This window comes from Acinetobacter sp. NPDC052428 (genome assembly GCF_044547685.1).
GTDB lineage: Bacteria > Pseudomonadota > Gammaproteobacteria > Pseudomonadales > Moraxellaceae > Acinetobacter > Acinetobacter lwoffii_G.
The window spans coordinates 1-17,199 of sequence record NZ_JBIUAT010000013.1 but is presented as its reverse complement, the minus strand read 5'-3'; the positions used below and the strand labels follow the sequence as shown (position 1 = coordinate 17,199).

Sequence of the window (17,199 nt, the reverse complement as noted above, 5' to 3'; positions counted from 1 at the left end):
GAGTCATCATGCCATTATTCGTCGTTAGCTGTACCGATCGGGAAGGTACAGTTGAAAAACGCCTCGCGATTCGTCCACAACACCTTGCACGTCTGGAACAGTTAAATGCTGAAGGCCGCCTGATTGTTGCAGGTGCCATGCCTAAAGATCCAGCCAATCCACAGGCCGGTTTTTATGGCAGTACTATTATTGTCGACTTTGACAGTCGTGAAGCGCTGGATACATGGCTACAGGATGAACCTTTCTTAAAAGAAGGTGTGTACGAACACATCGATATCAAACCATTCAATAAAGCATTCCCTCAAGGATAAGGTTCATGCGTGTTGTTACTGCCAGTATCATTGGCCTATGTTTTATGATTTCTCCAGTATGGGCAGTCGAAGTTGCGCCTGCTCCTGTCATTCAGGGAAATCAGACAACACAACCTCAAGGGATAGCGGCGACTGCCCAAACACAGTCTACGCCGAAACCTGCCATTATTCCCGCTGTAGCGTCTTCTGCCCAGCCGGTGCCACCTGCCGAGAATAAGCCATTAACTGCAGAAGAAATCGCCAAGCTCAAAGCCCAGCAAGATGCCAAGGTGAAAGCTTTGGTCAAAGATCAGGCCACCCGTTTGCAGCAACTGGAAAAAGCCAATCTGGAAGCACTATCGCAAAATCAAGAATTACAGCTCAAGAATGATAATCTTGGGGTGCAGGTACAGGTGCTGCAAAGTGAACGCAGTGCGCAGATGTTCCTCTACGGCGCTGCAACATTGGCAGTAGGTGTGCTGCTGGGCTTTCTGATCGCGAGCTATGTTTATACCAAACGTCGTCGTCAATGGTAAGCTATAGCCCTTCCCGATATCTTTAAGGTTGTACCCGTTTTGTCGCATGCAATTCAAACTGCCGATCTGGATTGGCAATTGGTGGATGGCATTGATGTGCCTGTGTCCAAGCAATTTGGTGATGTGTATTTTTCCAAAGACAATGGCTTGCTGGAAACCCGGCATGTCTTTTTAAATGGCAATGATCTCAGTACGCGTTTGGCAGATTTAAAACCTTTTGAATATTTCTGTGTCGGTGAAACGGGTTTTGGTACTGGTTTAAATATTCTGGCCCTGTGGCAGCTCTGGCAACAGGTGCGTCCGGACAATCACAGTCATCTGCATGCGATTTCAGTTGAAAAATTTCCTCTTTCCAAAGCTGATCTGATTCGAGCCTTAAATGCCTGGCCAGAACTCAAGCCTTTAGCTGATCAACTCATCTCTCAATATCCGATGCCAATTGCCGGCTGTCATCGTCTCAGTTTTCCTAAAGAACGATTCAGTCTGGATCTATGGCTGGGTGATGCACATGATGTTTTCCCGGTGATTGAAAAAACTGCGCCGGTGAACGCTTGGTTTCTGGATGGTTTTGCGCCTTCCTGCAATCCGGACATGTGGGAAGAAAATGTTTTAAATAATATTGTACGTTTATCCGAGATTGGGACAACTTTCGCCTCTTTCAGTGTTGCTGGCGTTTTAAAACGTGGCTTAAAAAATCATGGGATTTCAATTTCCCGTCCACGTGGTTTTAAGCATAAGCGTGAAATGCTGAAAGCGATCTGGAATCCGGCTGAAGAGACTGAAAGTTCATTAATACAAGAAATCACTCAAAAAAAAACTGAGCGAGATACAGAGACCAATATCAGACCTAGCCAAATCGCTGTGATTGGCGCTGGAATCGCCGGTTTAAGTACAGCCTGGGCATTCGCTCAACGTGGTCATCAAGTCACGATTTACGACCAGTCAGCGCCACTCTCAGGAGGTTCTGGCAATCCACTGGCTTTGCTCAATCCCAAACTCTGTCCGGTTGAGCAAAGTGCTGAACATCTGATGACATTGGCCTGGCAACATGCCTTAAATCATTACCAAAAATTTAAAGCTTTCCGCCCGATTCAGGTCAATCAGCTTGCCTTAAAAAATCCTGAACAGCTTTTAGGATTGGCAGATGAATATCCTGAAGAAATTCTTGCTGTACAAGATACAGAGTCGCAAGAGCTTCAAACTGCATTTCCAAGTTTAAAATTACTAGAAGCTGGCGCGGTTTCTCCTCATCAATTGCGTGATGAAATTCTACAGAATGTAAATATCCGATATAAACAGGCCAAAATTAGCCATATTGAAGCGGCTACAAAACCTCAGCTATTTTCAGATGAACAGGATCTAGGTGAATTTGATCATGTCATTGTCTGTACTGCGCGAGAAACAGCACAATTCTTTGCAGATTATCCAGCTCTGAAACCGATTCGCGGACAGGTCAGCTGGATGAATAATCAAGCCCAGCCTTTAAGTCAAAATATTGCCTATAGTTACGGCGGTTATTGTATGCAACTGGATGCTGAACATCTGATCTTGGGCGCTTCTTTCTATCCAGGTCGAGATGATATCGAAGTGTTAGCAGAAGACCATGTACACAACTACGAATTGATCCACAGTGTATTCCCAGAATATGCACAGTCATTAGCTTCTACCGATACCTGGCAAGGCCGTGCATCGGTACGCGCGCAAAGTCAGGATTATTTCCCTTTGCTCGGTAAAATGAAAGCGGATGAGGAAATTTACAGCTTTGCCGGTCTCGGTTCTAAAGGCTTTCTGTTTGCGCCGCTCTGCAGTGAAATTCTGGCAGCCCAGATTCTCGGTGAAGCCTGTCCGGTGCCATCCAGTTTAGTAAAAAAACTCAGTGTGACTCGTTTTCAAAAGAAAGTGAAAATGAAGAAACCGTATTTTAAACTACAAATTTAATTACTATTTTGAATGAATCCCCCTAAATCCCCCTTTAAAAAAGGGGGGACTTTTCTCTACTTTTATGAATAAATAGAATAGATGTAGCTCCTCCCTTTAGAAAAGGGAGGTTGGGAGGCATTAAATCTCACCCATTAAAAAAGCGCCTTGCGGCGCTTTTTTTGACAGAATGCTTATACACCCTGTTCAAGCGGTAAGCCTGCATCACGGGCAGCACGAGTACCACCCATCAGAATGACATATTCACGTGAGCTGTCAAAACCCTCTAGTTTTTCCGCAGCACGTGGAGCTTTACTGCCCCCACCACACAAGATGTAAATGGGTTGATCCGCTGACACCTGAGTTAGGCTTTCTGCTGAAAGATCGTTAATGGGCTGATTCACCGCCCCTTTCACGTGTGCTTCAGCAAAAGCACTTGAATCGCGTACATCCCAGATAATTGCATTTTCTGGGAACTCAAATGTTGTAATTTCTTGTTTACGGATCATTGCGCACTCCTTTGATGTAAACAACACTTGGCAAATGAAGAAAACATCCCTAGCATCTCAGATATTCTTTCCCTTTGTAAAGGTCTAAACTATGCCTTCTTTCGATATTGTTTCTGAATTAGAAATTTTTGAAGTAAATCATGCAGTTCAAAACACCCAAAAAGAAATCGCGACCCGCTTTGATTTCCGTGGTCAGGACGTTTCTATTGAACTGAATGAAAAAAACAAGGAAATCAAAATCTCGACTGAAAGTGATTTCCAGTGTGAACAAGTCTATAGCATGCTGGAAAGTCATTTCTTTAAACGCAAAGTCGATATTCAGGCGCTTGACCCACAAAAAATGACAGCTTCTGGCAAAAATGTGATTCAGGTGATCAAGCTTAAAGATGGTCTTGACTCAGATACCGCAAAAAAAATTAATAAAGCCATTAAAGAAAGTGGGATTAAGGCGCAATCTTCTATTCAGGGCGACAAGATTCGTGTGACTGATAAAAAACGCGATACATTGCAGCAAGTAATGGCATTCTTGAAAGAACAGCAATTTGGTTTGCCTTTACAGTTCAATAACTTTAAAGATTAAGACAGCAACGTCTGTAGAAGGAATTATGGCAAAGAACAACCGATTAGCCAGATTAGTCAAAGCCACTGCACGATTACCGCAAGGCATTCGTACTGCTTTGTTAAGTAAAACTTTTGGCCGGGTGGTCCCGATGGTCGGCTCTGCCAAGATTCGTTATGAGGAAATGAGTGCGTCCAAAGTGGTAGTAAGTATGGCCAATCATAAAGCCATGCAGAACCATATCGGACAAATCCATGCATGTGCAATGGCCCTGCTGGCAGAAACAGCGACCGGCTTTGTGACGGCAATGAATGTTCCGGATACAGCAATTGTACTGATCAAAAGCTTAAAGGTTGATTTTAAGCGCCCGACACGCGGTGCCATGACTGCTGTTGCTACGCTCACGTCGGAGCAGCAAGCCCTGATGCAAAACTCGGATAAAGGTGAAACCCTGGTTCAGGTCACCGTTACGGATGAATCAGGTGAAGCCCCCATTCAATGTGAAATGCTCTGGGCTTGGATTGCCAAGAGCCAGCTCAAGAAATCATAATTTCTTCTTTTAGACAAAAAAATCCCAGACATTAAATCTGGGATTTTTTATTTCAAGTCATCATTGTGCTGTTTGCGATTCTAAAAGCTTCTGTTTCGCTTCTTCTGGAATCAGACGTTTGTTGCCTTTGACATCTACAGCAACAAAGGTAAACACACCTTCAGTTACCCGAATTGGGGGGCGTGAATCATCATGGCTATCCCAAACCTCGATTTCCATCTGGATAGATGTCTTGCCAACTTTGAGAATTTTGGTATAACAACTAATCACGTCTCCGACTTTTACCGGTACCAGAAAAGTCATCTGGTTAATCGAAATCGTGGCACAACGTCCCTTTGAAAATCGTTCTGCGTGAATCGCGCCTGCCAAGTCCATTTGTGAAACGATCCAGCCACCAAAGACATCACCACTCCAGTTGGTATCTGCAGGCATTGCGATCGTCTGTAGGGAAAGAATCCCCTCTGGTCTTACTTGAGAATCTGACACTTTCACTCCAGGCATTTGAATTAGGGTTGGGTATTTAACTGCTGATCAAGCCATTTTTGCAGCTCGCTTGACCGTAATGCACCGCTTATTCTAGCAATTTCGTTGCTTTTATTCATCAACACCAGCGTCGGAATACTGCGAACATTAAATGCCGAACTTAAGCGAGGATTCGCTTCTGTATCAATTTTTGCAAAAACCACATTTGGATATTGCTGGGCGACAGTCGCAAAATGCGGTGCCATCATTTTACAGGGACCACACCATTCTGCCCAGAGATCAATCAGGATTGGCAAGTCACTATGCGTGACAAACTGGCTGAAATTCTGCTCATTCAGCTCAATTGGTACCAGTGGAATCAGGGCTTGATGACATTGACCACAAGCAGGGTTGGCAGTGAGTTTATCTTCAGGGACACGGTTTTTGGCCAGACATTCCGGACATACAATAATCATCTAGCGCACTCCAATATGTTGATGTAAGAATTCTAATTGGGTCGAAACTGCTTTTTCAAACCATTCCCCATGATAAATATCAAAATGCCGGATATTCCACTCATGATATTGCACAAATGGTGCAATATTGGTCGCAGCTTCACGACTGGATTCAATGGGAATCAGACTATCCAGTTTTGCCGCAATAAACAGGACTGGAATGTTAATCTTTCTGACTTCCTGAATCGGTCGATAGCGCATCAGTTTAAAGAATGCCCGTGCAGGAATATGACCACTCCAGTAATAATCCGGATTGACAATCGACAGATAACCTTCATAACTGTCCTGTGTCGGCATAAAACATAGCTCATGCGGATCAACTACAGGTAAGGTTTTTGGTGCCATACCAACCTTGGCCCCCATATAATCCTGACTGGAAACTTTAAGCGCCTTGGGGAGTTGCTGTAAAGGATATAGTTGGGCACTTTCAGCCCCATCGACAAAAGGCACCTGTACCATCGCCGCCTGAATATTTTTCAGCTCTGCTGCAAGTGTCAATACATGCCCACCACTTAAGGCCGTACCCCAGAGCACGATCCGTTTACTGTCAATCGATTTGCGTTCCTGAATATGTCTGATCATGGTTCGCCAGTCATCGAGCTGGGCATTGATCGACACCAGTTCACGTGGACGCCCAGTGCTGCCGCCCCAATAGCGATAGTCAAATAAAACCACCGCATAGCCGGCACTGGCAAAACGCTGGGCATATTGCACCAGTTTAAATTGACGTAAGGCAGCCAGACCATGAGCCATCAGGATTACGGCCGGTTTTTCTATATTTTTAGGCCGATAAAAATCTGCAGCAATCACTTCCTGACCGCTTTTGACATACAGTGGTTCAACTGTATAAGCCTGCATACGCGCTCCATTGCGTTATCTTATGGTTATCATCATTTATAAAAATTTCAGAACAGGTTCAGCATGTTTTCAGCTTAATGCTATCATAAAGCATATCGATATAAATGAAATGATGGAGTGGCGTCATGAGCGAAAATGTAGGTTTTGCTGGTCAAATTGGTCCAGAACACGTAACTCAAGTGGTTGAGAAAGGTTTTAAATCGATTATCAACAACCGTCCGGACATGGAAGGTGGTTCCGAGCAGCCAACCAGTGCACAAATCGAGGAAGCTGCACGCAATGCCGGTCTGGATTATGTATTCCAACCAGTAGTAGCCGGTCAGATTACGGAGCTTGATGTACGCACTTTTGCCAATCATTATAATGAGTTGCCAAAACCGATCTTGATGTTCTGTCGTACTGGAAACCGCTCGAATAATTTATATCAGCTGGCAAAACAGATGGACCTGCTGGATGACTAAGTCGTTTTGGAAAGGTGTGGTACTGGTAACCTGTTTTAGCTGTATTACACCTGTTTTTGCTGCAAATGATCTTAGCCGTGCGCTGACCTCTATGGTGAGTGTCACGGGTCAAATGACACCAAGCAAGTTTCAGCAATTGATTCAGCAAGGTTTCAAATCTGTGATTGTCAATCGGCCGGATCAGGAAACTGGCAATAATGTCACGGTGAGTCAATTACGCTCTATTGCGGAAAAATCTCAAGTGAGTGTGATTTATCAACCTGTAGTGAGTGGCCAAATTTCTCAAGCCAATATTGAAGAGTTTGCTCGATATTATAATGAGTTGCCAAAGCCGATTTTGATGGTCTGCCGTAGTGGCACTCGTTCAGCCGCTTTGTTCAATCAGGCGAAATCTCAAGGATTGATTCATGAATAAAATTTTGGTCGTGTTATGTCTGAGCTTGAACTTTTTCGGTTGTAGTTCAATGAATTTGAAGCCGACTGTGGGTGTGAGTGTAGGGACGTCGATTTAAGTTTTTAAATTTCAACCCCCATAAAAAACAGCGCCGAAGCGCTGTTTTTTCGTCAGATAAGATTATTAGTTGACACATGTTGTATATGGACTTACGCGGTTAGGTGCATAACTTCCATCAGCAGCATAATCACTACTTAAACTTGGCAATGTTAATGTTGTATAGCCTCTAGTTGGTGTTTGTGCAAGTGTAGTTTTCGCTCCTACTTCTACTGCGATCCAATGAGCATTTGCTTTTGGATATTCAATGATGAAGTCAAACCGACCAGTACTATCTGTACGATAGGTCGTGGTATATGGGTGAGTCGTACTATTATTTGCTGTACCACCTAAGAAACGAACCACACGTAATGCCTGACCATTAGCCATCCAAGTTGTTGTTGTTGGATCCACCGTACATGTCGTTGCTGAGTTTGTATCTTGAACTTGTGCAGGTATTGTACCTACTAATGGATAATAATAATCACCTGGTTTAATCCAACCTTTTAGATTCGTAAATGGATAAACCGCATCTAGTTCTTTAACTTTTAAGGTAATAGGATTGCCATCCACATCGACACCAGGTTGCTCAACTATTTTCCATGCATCTTTCTGAATTTCATATTTCCATTCACCTAAAACATAAGAAGTTGGACGAATATCTAAAACCACATCCTGATTTGCCACTGGCTTCCCATCAACATCAACCAGCTGAACAGAACCTTCTTTTTGATAATAAATACCGTTACCTGTTGATGTAAGCTCTGTTGGATTAAAATTAACCGCAATAGAACCAATCGTTACTGGCACTTCGGAATTTACCACATCAATCACATGCGGTACACGTCGCTCTGTATTCTGCGTATCTTTAACTACAGCTTCTACACGTAAATCAGCAGCAACGAAGTCATAGGTTGGATTACGTAAACTTTCATCAATTACAATTGAAAATTTTGCCCAACCATTCTCATCACTTTCAATAGTAGATGCGCCATGAATATATGCACCATTTTGATTATATTGAGGAATTGTTAATGTAACTGCTTTACCAGCTTGACTTGAACCATCTAAGTCTACTACCAATACTGATACTTCGAAAGAATCACCACGGACATTTAACTTATCTTTAGATACTTTAATTTTTAAGTCCAATTCTGGCGCTAAAACTGTTGGTGAGTGCACTTGAATACTGCCAGGTAGACTTACTGAAGCACCTGTTGCAGTGGTATGGGTTGCCGTTAATTCGATTGGTAGAACTGGTAATACTAATGTACCTTGTAGTGATTTCATCGATACTTCAAATACAGCTTCACCAAATTGATTAGTAATGAGCTGTGAAGCCCCTTTAATACTAGTCGCATTTCGCGGATCAGCAATAGCTAAGCTAACTTTTTCATTCGCAACACCGCCTTGATTCTTATCAAGAAGTTTAACCGTCACAAATGCACTATCACCTGCTGAACTTAATGACACACGACTACTATCAATAGTTAAGTGATAAGGATTACTAATATCTTGAACAGCAAAATTTAGCTTCGTCTGAATTTCATTACCGCGTGGATCACGGATAGTTCCTGTTACTACAATAGATTCTAAAGCAGCAGATGTAATACCTTGTGGAATAATTAAGTCAATTGGCACTGAACCATTTCCTTGTATTACCACTCCGTCAGCACTCAGCTTAATACCTGCAGCTATCGCTTCTGGATTCAGAGTCAATCGCATTGGTGTACCAGCTGCAGTATTAATCCCCATTTCATCTTTAACAGCTGCATACACTTTAACTGTTTGCCCAGCTGTCACTGTTTTTACATCTGATGTTAAACGCGGATTTAAAGCATTTGCTGGAGCGGTGATACTAATTACACTTGTTTGCTGTAAACGATCGCCATTATTTAAGTTCGTACCAACTACGGCAAAGACAATACCATTTTTGATCAAACTAGCATCATAAACGCCCTCGGCTACGGTCACGGTAAATTCAGCTTCACCATCACTATTCGTTTGAGTTGGTATATTGCTTAATGACACACGACTAGAAGTGAGACTAGATAAAGCAATTGCAATTGGTGTATTTGGAATAGGATTACCCTTTTCATCAACTGCTGTAATTTTGACGCGAGTCTCACCACCGAGAACAGAAATTGTATCTAATGGGTCACCATCAACTGTCGTAAAGACAAGATCTGCTAAGTCTGGTAAAACCACAGTGGCTTTCTCTAATTCAACTTTACGAACTAACGTGTATGCAGAACCATCAGCACGTCGTGCAGTCGCAGTAAATTCCAAATCATTTGCAGCTAGATTCTCAATTTCAGCTTGATTTTGAGGATTAATCGTTACTTCAAATATTGCAAGACCATTACTGTCTGTCATGACTTGAGATGGTGAAGCAAAACTTACACCACTTCTTAAAGCAGCTTCATTTAACCCAAGTGAAACGACTTGGTTTGCAAAAGCCTTACCTTGTGTATCTTTCGCATTAATTGTCACCTGAATCGTCTTAGGTGTATTCACACCCAATGTAACAACATAATCAGATGCATCTAAGGTAAAGTAATCTAGAATCTGCCCGGCATTTGGTGATTTAAAGTTCAAGGTTTGAACAGCAGCTTTACCATTGCTGGTTGTCGCCGTGATACGAACACCTGGACTTACCAACTTAATCTGCTCTTGAGTACCTGCAACTTTATATTCAAACTCAAAATAAGCGTAACCATTGGCATCAGTAAGCTTAGTTGCTTCACCTGTTAAAGTGAATTGTGCTGTTTTTAACTGCTCTAGGGTTAAATCCGGTGTATTAATCGTAACTTTTGCACCCTGTAAAGCACCCTTATCAGCAGATAACGCTTTTACTGGTACAATAATTTTTTGATCTTTTGAATAATCAAATGCTTGCAGAATTGGATCAATTAAAACCTCTGCAGGTGTAGATTCAACATCAGGAGCTCTTAAATCAATACGGCGAGAAGCTTCATAATTCGAACCATCAGCACGTTTAGCTGTTAATGTAACCTGTAAATCACCTGACTCAAGGTCGCTAATCAAGTTTTGAACTTCGCCCTTATTACGTGGCAATGCCTTAAAGGTGAAGGTCACATAACCATCAGCATCAGTTTTTTGTGCAAAGGTTTGCGCACCAATGTTCGCACCTGTTGGATCAAGTAAATAAATACCATTCTTATGCGCTTGTTCATTATAGCTGATCGTTACATCTTGATTAGCAAGTGCTGTACCACCCACATTTATTGCACGTACCTTAACTGTAATATCAGTTTGTACGTTTTCTTCGATCGCAGCATAACCATCTGTATCAATAGAGATATAATCTAAAGCTTCTGAAGTCAAAGACTCTCTAAAGTTCAATTTTGCTGTCTGCGTTTTTCCATTTGCAGTTGCTGTTACAGTCACACCATTTAAGATATCACGCTGTACTGTGGTATTTGCATATTGATATTCAAATACAAACGTTGCATAACCATCATCACCTGTAAACTGTTCAGCGGCACCATTTAAGCTAAAGTTCAACTGTGCTAACTTATTTTGAACATCCGTGGTGATCGCAACTTTTTCATTTTTAAGCGTGCCACCATCGACATCTAGTGCTTTTACGCGTACTTGAATCTTATGATCTTGAGTATAGTCAAATGAGTTTAATACTGGATCAATGACTAAAGTCTCAACTTTAGATTCAAATTGCTCTTCAGCTTGTACCAATTCAACTTTACGTTGAGCTTGACGAACAGACCCATCGGCGACAGCTGATAACACTTTCACTGTTACGCCATTTGCCAATAATGCTTCTAATTCCTGTTGGTTCTTCGGATGCACACTGAATTCAAATTTGGCATAACCTTCTGCATCCGTTGCAACAGATGAAGCGGTAAGAAGATTAATTCCATTTTCATTGGTCAATTCAATCTGAACATTTTGATTTGCCAATACTGCGCCATCAGTACCTTTTGCAAGCACAGACAACGCAACTTTAGTTTCTACATCCGTATCAATGACAGCTTTACCAATCATATCAATGACAAGAAAATCAAGCGTATTAGTTTGAGTTTCCGCAAAGTTAATAACCGTGCGTTGCTCTTTACCATTTGCAGTCGCCAATAACGCTACACCTTTCAATGCAAGGTTTTTTTGCTCTGTAGATTGTGCATCGTAGTTATAGCTAAATTCGAAGACAGCATAGCCTTGATCATCGGTATATTGCTCAGCAGCACCATTTAAACTCAAATTAAGTTTCGCTAATTCTGTACTTGAGATGTTTTCAGGACGCAATGTAATTTTTTCATTACGTAATGCGCTACCATCTTCACCAATCGCCTTCACTCGTACCGCAATGGTGTGATTTTTACTGTAATCATAAACACTAATTGGATCAATGATCAGATAATCGACTTCACTTGGTGCTTCTGCTTCTGACTTATAAAGTTCAACTTTTCTTGATACTTTGTATGCAGAACCATCTACACGCTGTGCAGATAAACGAACATTCAAACCAGATGCAAGCAATGCATCTAATTCAGATGCATTTTCTGGTGCAATGTTGACTTTAAATGTGGCTTGTCCTTGTGCATTGGTCACAACTTCTGTCGCAGAATTAAATGAAATACCACTATTGGTTTCTGTTTCATTCAATTCAATTTTCACAGTCTGGTCTTTTAATGTCTGACCATTTGTTGCCAATGCAGTTGCTGTAATCATCACTTCTGTTGGTTGATCGGTTGAGATAACTGCACGCCCACCTGTAGATACCACTAAATAATCAAGATTGATTTCTTGTTCATTTGCAGGTGCTTTAAAGTTAATAATCGTATTATTCGTCTTTCCATTGGCAGTTGCTGTAATTTCAAAACCATTTAGCAGTTTCTTTTGTGCAGGAGACTGTGCATTGTATTTATAGTCAAATGTGAATGTCACGTAACCATAATCATCAGTCAGTTTCGTCGCATCACCGACTAGACTTATATTTAAGTCCGCTAATTCTTGCGCACTAAAGACCGTTGTTAAGCTGACTTTTTCATTACGCAAAGATTGACCTGCTTGACCAATCGCCTTGACTCGCACTTGAATTGTTTGATCTTGCGTATAGTCATATGCAGCTTGCAACGGATCAATTAATAGTGAAGAGACTTGTGAAGCTTGCTCTTGCTCAATAAGCTTAATTGTTCTTAGCGTTGTATATTCAGAACCATCTTTTGCAGTTGCTTTAACAGCGACTGTTACACCACTCGCAAGCAATGCATTCAGTTCATCTTTATTTTTTGGTTTCGCATTTAAAACGAACTCAGCATTACCTAATGCATCTGTAACTAGGTTGTTAGAGGTTGCATACGTTACGCCATTTGAAACTGCAGTATTATCAATACCAATACTAATACGTTGGTTAGCTAAAACCTTACCATCTGTACCCATTGCCTTGACACGGATCTTGATCGGTGTATCTGTAGTGGTCGAAATTAAGGCTTGTCCATCTGTATCAACAGTAAAGAAACTTAAGTCAATACTATCGCTCGGAGCCTTAAAGTTAAGGCGAATATTGCTGACCTTACCATTCGCCAAAGCATTGAAATTAAGACCTTTTTTCGCCAGCTCTTCTTGTTTAGGCGTTTCGTTATACTGGTAACTAAGTTTAAACGTTGCATAACCTAATGCATCAGTGATTTGTTCTGCTTGGGTCGTAAAACTTAAGCCTAACTGCTGCATCTGCTGATTAGTTAGGGCAGATTTTAATTGAATTTTTTCTTTTGCTAATGGGCTTCCATTGACATCTAATGCTTTTACACGAACGGTAATTTCTTGATTTTGCGTATAGTCAAAACGGGTTAAGATTGGATCTACCATAAGGTAATCCACTTGACTCGTTCCAGTGTCAATAATCGAGTTTGAAACTAAATCAATTTTACGAGTAACTGAATGCTTAGAACCATCATTACGATAAGACACTACTGCAACAGTTAGGCCTTTTTCAATTAAGGTATTTAATTCAGTTAAATTACGTGCTGCAACTTTTAATTTAAATTCAACTTTACCTTGTGCATCTGATACAAGCTTAGTTGCTGTGGCATATGAAACACCATTTGAAATCGCAGTTTCATCAATACCAATAGCTAATTCTTGATTTGCAAGAACTGCACCATCAACACCAAAGGCTTGCGTACGCACTACAATTTCAGTTTGTTGATTAAGTGCAATTTGAGCTAAACCATCAGTATCTAAAGTAAAGTAATCAAGGCTGACTTTGTCACTGACACTCTTTGTATTGAAGTTAACTTTAATTGTTTGAGTCTTTTGATTAGATAATGCCGTGGATGTAAAAGTAATCCCTTGCTTAGCCAACGCTTGCTGTTCTGCAGATTTATTATATTGATACTTATAAACAAACGTTGCATAACCATCTACATCTGTTAAAACTTCAGCAGCTGTACTTAAACTTAGACTCAACTTATTCAGCTGATCATCTGAAAGTAAAGATTTAATTGATACTTTTTCATTTTTAAGAGGGCCACCTTTTTCACCAATTGCTTTTACTTTAATCGTAATGTCTTGATTCTTAGTAGGATCAAAGTTTTCATTGATTGGGTCAATTAAGAGATACTTAACTGCTTCAGTTGCAACAGCCTTATCTTCAACAACAATTTTAATATTATTGCTAATACCGTTATCTGTTGTAAACGTCGCTGTGATCCCTGAAGCCTTTAATGCTTCTACAGCTGCTGCTGTTTGCGATGCTGGTGTTTTAATTCTGAAAGTGACATAACCCTCTGCGCCGACAGACTGACTTTCATTTAAATCAAAGTTAACACCATCACTACTGCCTTCTAACTTAACAGCATTCGCTACAGCTTCGCTATTCAAGGTAAGTTTGATTTTACCTTTTTTCGCAGCATGACCATTGTTCGCAATCGCTTTTACCTTAATTTCAACACTATCAGACATTGCATTGATTTTATAAGATGAAGCGATTTCTAAACGTTGAATAGCTTCTTGATCGGTTGCACTATCATCTGCAGTAATAACATCAACAGTAATGGTCGCGAATTTCTCAGGGTTCTCTAAGAAAGTTGCTTTAAGTTCAATTCCTTCATCTTTCAAAGCAAGTGGTGTATCAGAATTACTTTTTAGGATAAATTCCGCATAACCTTGTGCATTTGTAATGGCTTCAGTTTTATCCAAGGTCACACCACGACCTGATTGATTGGTCTCCAGGCGAACTTTTTTACCTGCTAAATCTTGTTTATTGGAATTTTTGGCATATACACGAATACGTGCTTCGCCATTTTTTGCAGCAATCGGTGCATCAGGCTTAATAATTTCAAGTTTATCGACAATTGTTGCAATATCTTTAAATGTTAGAGACGTAGTTGCTTGCTTTTCTGCACGATGCTCATCAATGAGTTTAAAGTTTAGTGTTTTAGAGGTATCTACAAGCTGTTGAATTTGTGCCGCAGTTAAATTTTTATTTGCTACAAGTTTAAAATTTGCTTTACCTTCACTATCTGTCTGTACAGATGATCCGTTGCTAATTACAAGCAACCCTTGTAACTCAGCAGGTAAAGACAATTCAACGGTTTGTCCTGGCTTAGAACCACCTTTTGGATCAGTCACTTGGACAAAAAATTCAGCTGCCCCATTTGGTAAGTCAATCGTAAGGCCTTGTGGCACATCTAGAGTATAATCACTAACAATTACACTAGATTTTTTAATATTAAGGGTATATACCTGTTTAACTTGTGTGCCATCTACAGTTGCAGTTAATTGCACCTTACCTGATTCAATATTAATCGAAGGAATTTTAAGCTCAAAAATAGCGATGCCATCTTCAGCTGTAGCAACTAAGGAACTTTTGCTTGTTACGCCTAACTTATCTGAATCATTAATCGCTAATCGTACATTTTTGCTAGAAATTCCACCTTTATCCGCATTTAATACTTGAACTGCAATTTGGATTGTAGAATTATCTACAACTTGGACGGTACTTTGGCCATTTTGATCTTGTAAAGCAATATTTAAACTTTCAGGAATTTGCGCTGTATTATTTGTGGATTCATTTCCTGTTTCACTAGATCCGCCTGAACCTGACTGATTATTATTTCCCTGATCATAATATCCATCACTACCGCCCCCCCCACAAGCAACCAAAGAAATTGACGTTGCTAAAACTGTTGTATTTACCCCTAGTTTTTTTAAATTTATAAACAAACTCATGATTATTCCCGCTAGATATAATAGTTAAGCAGCCATAAAAAAATAGCTTTTGGCTTTTAAACAAAATTTACTCAAATTAGCAAAAATAAGCAATCTAGTTACATAATTTACATCAGAAACATTGTAAATCTTACATATAAATATTTAGTTTTTGAGACTTGGGAGGCAGTTTATGCACGACCTCATCATCATTGGCGCAGGCACTGCAGGAATCAGTGCTTATAATAAAGCCATTAAACACACCCAGAATATTTTAATTATTAATGATGGCCCATGGGATACCACCTGTGCACGTGTGGGCTGTATGCCAAGTAAACTGCTGATCTCATCTGCAAATCGTATGCATGACATTCAATCCGCAAACAACCTCGCTTTACAATATGATGCTGTAGTAGATACTTCTGGTGTCATGCAACGTGTGCATATCCTTAGAGAACGTTTCATTCGCGCAACCTTAAAAGGCGTAGATCAATGGGAAACTTCACATAAAGTTTCTGGGCATGCAAAGTTTATTGATGCGCATACAGTTGAAGTCAATGGACAATCTTATCAGGCCAAAAGCTTTATTGTTGCTGTAGGCTCACGCCCCAATATTGATGAAACTCTAAAGCAAAAATTAAAAGACAAATTCATCACTTCCAATGAAATATTTGAATTTTCCCAATTACCTAAGTCTTTAGCAGTGATCGGGAGTGGCATCATTGCAATTGAATTAGCTCAAGCCATGCAACGCCTGGGTGTACAAACCACAATGTTTGCGCGTAGTCAAAAAGTAGGTGCTTTAACTAGCCCAATCTTACAAAAACTGGCGCAAGAGCAATTCAGCAAAGAGCTCAATATCAAATTTAAAACCTTACCAGATGAGATTGAGATCCAAGCTGATAAAATAAAGATTAACTTTACAGAAAATGATCAGACTAAGAGTATTGAAGTTGAATATGTCTTAGGTGCTACAGGTCGGCAAAGCAATATAGATCGTTTAGGTCTAGATCAACTCAATTCAATATTCAAGGACATCAAAAACCTTCCTATCGATAAAGAAACCAAACAACTTGCAAACCTACCTATATTTATAGTCGGTGATGCCGCACCTGATGCGCCGATTCAACATGAAGCCGCGCATGCGGGTAAACAGGCAGTTTATAACTGTTTAAATTATCCGGATGTAAAGCCTATTCCTGCCTTAATCCCATTGGCGATTGTATTTTGTCATCCTGAAATGGCGATTGTCGGAAAAAGTTTTAAACAGCTGGAAGATCAACACATCGAATTTATTCGGGGATTCGTCTCTTATGAAAATCAAGGACGTGCACTGGTTCTGGCAGAAAACTCAGGTGGAATAGAAGTTTATATTGCTAAAAAATCAGGTAAATTACTTGGTGCAGAACTCTTTTGCTCCCAAGCAGAACATCTGGCCCATTTACTGGCCTGGATGATTGATGCTGACCAGGATATTTATCAGATCTTAAAGAAACCTTTTTATCATCCAACTTTGGAAGAAGGACTCAGAACTGCATTTAAACATGCTCGACGTCAATTGGATGCATTGCTATAAAGGAACTATAAACCTATTACGCTTTAAAATTGGTTCTTGCTCTAGTCTAATATTGAGCAATGTTGATGTTAAATTTATATATGACATATATAAGACAATTATTCCGCGCATAAAAAAATCCCCCTCTGCCTTGGCGGAGGGGGATTTCGAATAATGAGCTGGCGATGACTTACTCTCACATGGGTAACCCCACACTACCATCAGCGCTAAGAGGTTTCACTTCTGAGTTCGGGAAGGGATCAGGTGGTTCACTCTTGCTATGGTCGCCAGCACAACTGTTTAT

The 17,199-nt window shown here is 40.5% G+C and carries 13 protein-coding genes and 1 rRNA gene; 8 read left to right on the top strand and 6 right to left on the bottom strand.

The genetic code is table 11. From position 1 onward, the window contains the following. Window positions 1-8: 8 nt before the first annotated feature. The 3 genes from ACIG3F_RS08900 to mnmC are packed head-to-tail and all read left to right on the top strand — an operon-like array spanning window position 9 to window position 2,764. Window positions 9-311, top strand: coding sequence for a YciI family protein (locus ACIG3F_RS08900; protein ID WP_243474979.1), 303 nt, complete (start codon window positions 9-11; stop codon window positions 309-311). Window positions 312-316: 5 nt separating this feature from the next. After that, window positions 317-826, top strand: coding sequence for a hypothetical protein (locus ACIG3F_RS08895; protein ID WP_396469857.1), 510 nt, complete (start codon window positions 317-319; stop codon window positions 824-826). A gap of 39 nt (window positions 827-865) precedes the next feature. After that, complete coding sequence (gene mnmC / locus ACIG3F_RS08890; protein ID WP_396469856.1) at window positions 866-2,764, top strand: FAD-dependent 5-carboxymethylaminomethyl-2-thiouridine(34) oxidoreductase MnmC; 1,899 nt, start codon at window positions 866-868, stop codon at window positions 2,762-2,764. 173 nt (window positions 2,765-2,937) lie between these two features. On the opposite strand, the gene ACIG3F_RS08885 is transcribed toward mnmC, so the two are convergent. Beyond that, window positions 2,938-3,252: a rhodanese-like domain-containing protein gene (locus ACIG3F_RS08885; protein WP_005101788.1), complete on the bottom strand. Its 315-nt coding sequence runs from the start codon at window positions 3,250-3,252 to the stop codon at window positions 2,938-2,940. Window positions 3,253-3,343: 91 nt separating this feature from the next. On the opposite strand from ACIG3F_RS08885, the gene ACIG3F_RS08880 reads away from it, so the two are divergent. Both ACIG3F_RS08880 and ACIG3F_RS08875 read left to right on the top strand, forming a co-directional pair. After that, the gene (locus ACIG3F_RS08880; RefSeq protein WP_004281601.1) at window positions 3,344-3,832 is read left to right on the top strand and encodes a YajQ family cyclic di-GMP-binding protein; all 489 of its coding nucleotides are present in this window, start codon (window positions 3,344-3,346) and stop codon (window positions 3,830-3,832) included. A 25-nt stretch (window positions 3,833-3,857) separates the two neighbouring features. Beyond that, the gene (locus ACIG3F_RS08875) at window positions 3,858-4,361 is read left to right on the top strand and encodes a DUF4442 domain-containing protein (RefSeq protein ID WP_004645125.1); all 504 of its coding nucleotides are present in this window, start codon (window positions 3,858-3,860) and stop codon (window positions 4,359-4,361) included. Between the two features lie 60 nt (window positions 4,362-4,421). Here the strand turns inward: ACIG3F_RS08875 and ACIG3F_RS08870 are convergent, their stop codons facing one another. The 3 genes from ACIG3F_RS08870 to ACIG3F_RS08860 are packed head-to-tail and all read right to left on the bottom strand — an operon-like array spanning window position 4,422 to window position 6,196. Beyond that, complete coding sequence (locus tag ACIG3F_RS08870; protein ID WP_153566559.1) at window positions 4,422-4,862, bottom strand: acyl-CoA thioesterase; 441 nt, start codon at window positions 4,860-4,862, stop codon at window positions 4,422-4,424. Window positions 4,863-4,867: 5 nt separating this feature from the next. Continuing rightward, on the bottom strand, window positions 4,868-5,299 hold the full coding sequence (gene trxC, locus ACIG3F_RS08865) for a thioredoxin TrxC (protein ID WP_005101783.1): 432 nt from the start codon (window positions 5,297-5,299) through the stop codon (window positions 4,868-4,870). Next, on the bottom strand, window positions 5,300-6,196 hold the full coding sequence (locus ACIG3F_RS08860) for an alpha/beta hydrolase (protein ID WP_004645122.1): 897 nt from the start codon (window positions 6,194-6,196) through the stop codon (window positions 5,300-5,302). A gap of 125 nt (window positions 6,197-6,321) precedes the next feature. Here ACIG3F_RS08860 and ACIG3F_RS08855 point away from each other — a divergent pair, with 125 nt between their 5' ends. Together ACIG3F_RS08855 and ACIG3F_RS08850 are read left to right on the top strand one after the other, a co-directional pair. After that, window positions 6,322-6,657: a TIGR01244 family sulfur transferase gene (locus ACIG3F_RS08855; RefSeq protein WP_004281596.1), complete on the top strand. Its 336-nt coding sequence runs from the start codon at window positions 6,322-6,324 to the stop codon at window positions 6,655-6,657. Further along, window positions 6,650-7,072, top strand: coding sequence for a beta-lactamase hydrolase domain-containing protein (locus ACIG3F_RS08850; RefSeq protein WP_005098134.1), 423 nt, complete (start codon window positions 6,650-6,652; stop codon window positions 7,070-7,072). Before ACIG3F_RS08855 ends, ACIG3F_RS08850 begins: the two co-directional genes overlap by 8 nt. 162 nt (window positions 7,073-7,234) lie before the next feature. On the opposite strand, the gene ACIG3F_RS08845 is transcribed toward ACIG3F_RS08850, so the two are convergent. Next, window positions 7,235-15,361 (bottom strand): hypothetical protein, encoded by an 8,127-nt coding sequence (locus tag ACIG3F_RS08845; protein WP_396469855.1) that lies wholly within the window; start codon window positions 15,359-15,361, stop codon window positions 7,235-7,237. A gap of 172 nt (window positions 15,362-15,533) precedes the next feature. Here ACIG3F_RS08845 and ACIG3F_RS08840 point away from each other — a divergent pair, with 172 nt between their 5' ends. Beyond that, complete coding sequence (locus tag ACIG3F_RS08840) at window positions 15,534-16,916, top strand: dihydrolipoyl dehydrogenase (RefSeq protein ID WP_071851603.1); 1,383 nt, start codon at window positions 15,534-15,536, stop codon at window positions 16,914-16,916. A gap of 156 nt (window positions 16,917-17,072) precedes the next feature. On the opposite strand, the gene rrf is transcribed toward ACIG3F_RS08840, so the two are convergent. Continuing rightward, window positions 17,073-17,187, bottom strand: a 5S ribosomal RNA gene (gene rrf / locus ACIG3F_RS08835). Window positions 17,188-17,199 lie beyond the last annotated feature (12 nt).

Excerpts from the sequence above, each read along its gene's own strand:
- trxC (WP_005101783.1), bottom strand. The coding sequence starts at position 5,299 with ATGATTATTGTATGTCCGGAATGTCTGGCCAAAAACCGTGTCCCTGAA.
- ACIG3F_RS08875 (WP_004645125.1), top strand. The coding sequence starts at position 3,858 with ATGGCAAAGAACAACCGATTAGCCAGATTAGTCAAAGCCACTGCACGA.
- ACIG3F_RS08900 (WP_243474979.1), top strand. The coding sequence starts at position 9 with ATGCCATTATTCGTCGTTAGCTGTACCGATCGGGAAGGTACAGTTGAA.
- ACIG3F_RS08840 (WP_071851603.1), top strand. The coding sequence starts at position 15,534 with ATGCACGACCTCATCATCATTGGCGCAGGCACTGCAGGAATCAGTGCT.
- ACIG3F_RS08850 (WP_005098134.1), top strand. The coding sequence starts at position 6,650 with ATGACTAAGTCGTTTTGGAAAGGTGTGGTACTGGTAACCTGTTTTAGC.
- ACIG3F_RS08895 (WP_396469857.1), top strand. The coding sequence starts at position 317 with ATGCGTGTTGTTACTGCCAGTATCATTGGCCTATGTTTTATGATTTCT.
- ACIG3F_RS08845 (WP_396469855.1), bottom strand. The coding sequence starts at position 15,361 with ATGAGTTTGTTTATAAATTTAAAAAAACTAGGGGTAAATACAACAGTT.
- ACIG3F_RS08885 (WP_005101788.1), bottom strand. The coding sequence starts at position 3,252 with ATGATCCGTAAACAAGAAATTACAACATTTGAGTTCCCAGAAAATGCA.
- ACIG3F_RS08860 (WP_004645122.1), bottom strand. The coding sequence starts at position 6,196 with ATGCAGGCTTATACAGTTGAACCACTGTATGTCAAAAGCGGTCAGGAA.
- ACIG3F_RS08870 (WP_153566559.1), bottom strand. The coding sequence starts at position 4,862 with ATGCCTGGAGTGAAAGTGTCAGATTCTCAAGTAAGACCAGAGGGGATT.
- ACIG3F_RS08880 (WP_004281601.1), top strand. The coding sequence starts at position 3,344 with ATGCCTTCTTTCGATATTGTTTCTGAATTAGAAATTTTTGAAGTAAAT.
- ACIG3F_RS08855 (WP_004281596.1), top strand. The coding sequence starts at position 6,322 with ATGAGCGAAAATGTAGGTTTTGCTGGTCAAATTGGTCCAGAACACGTA.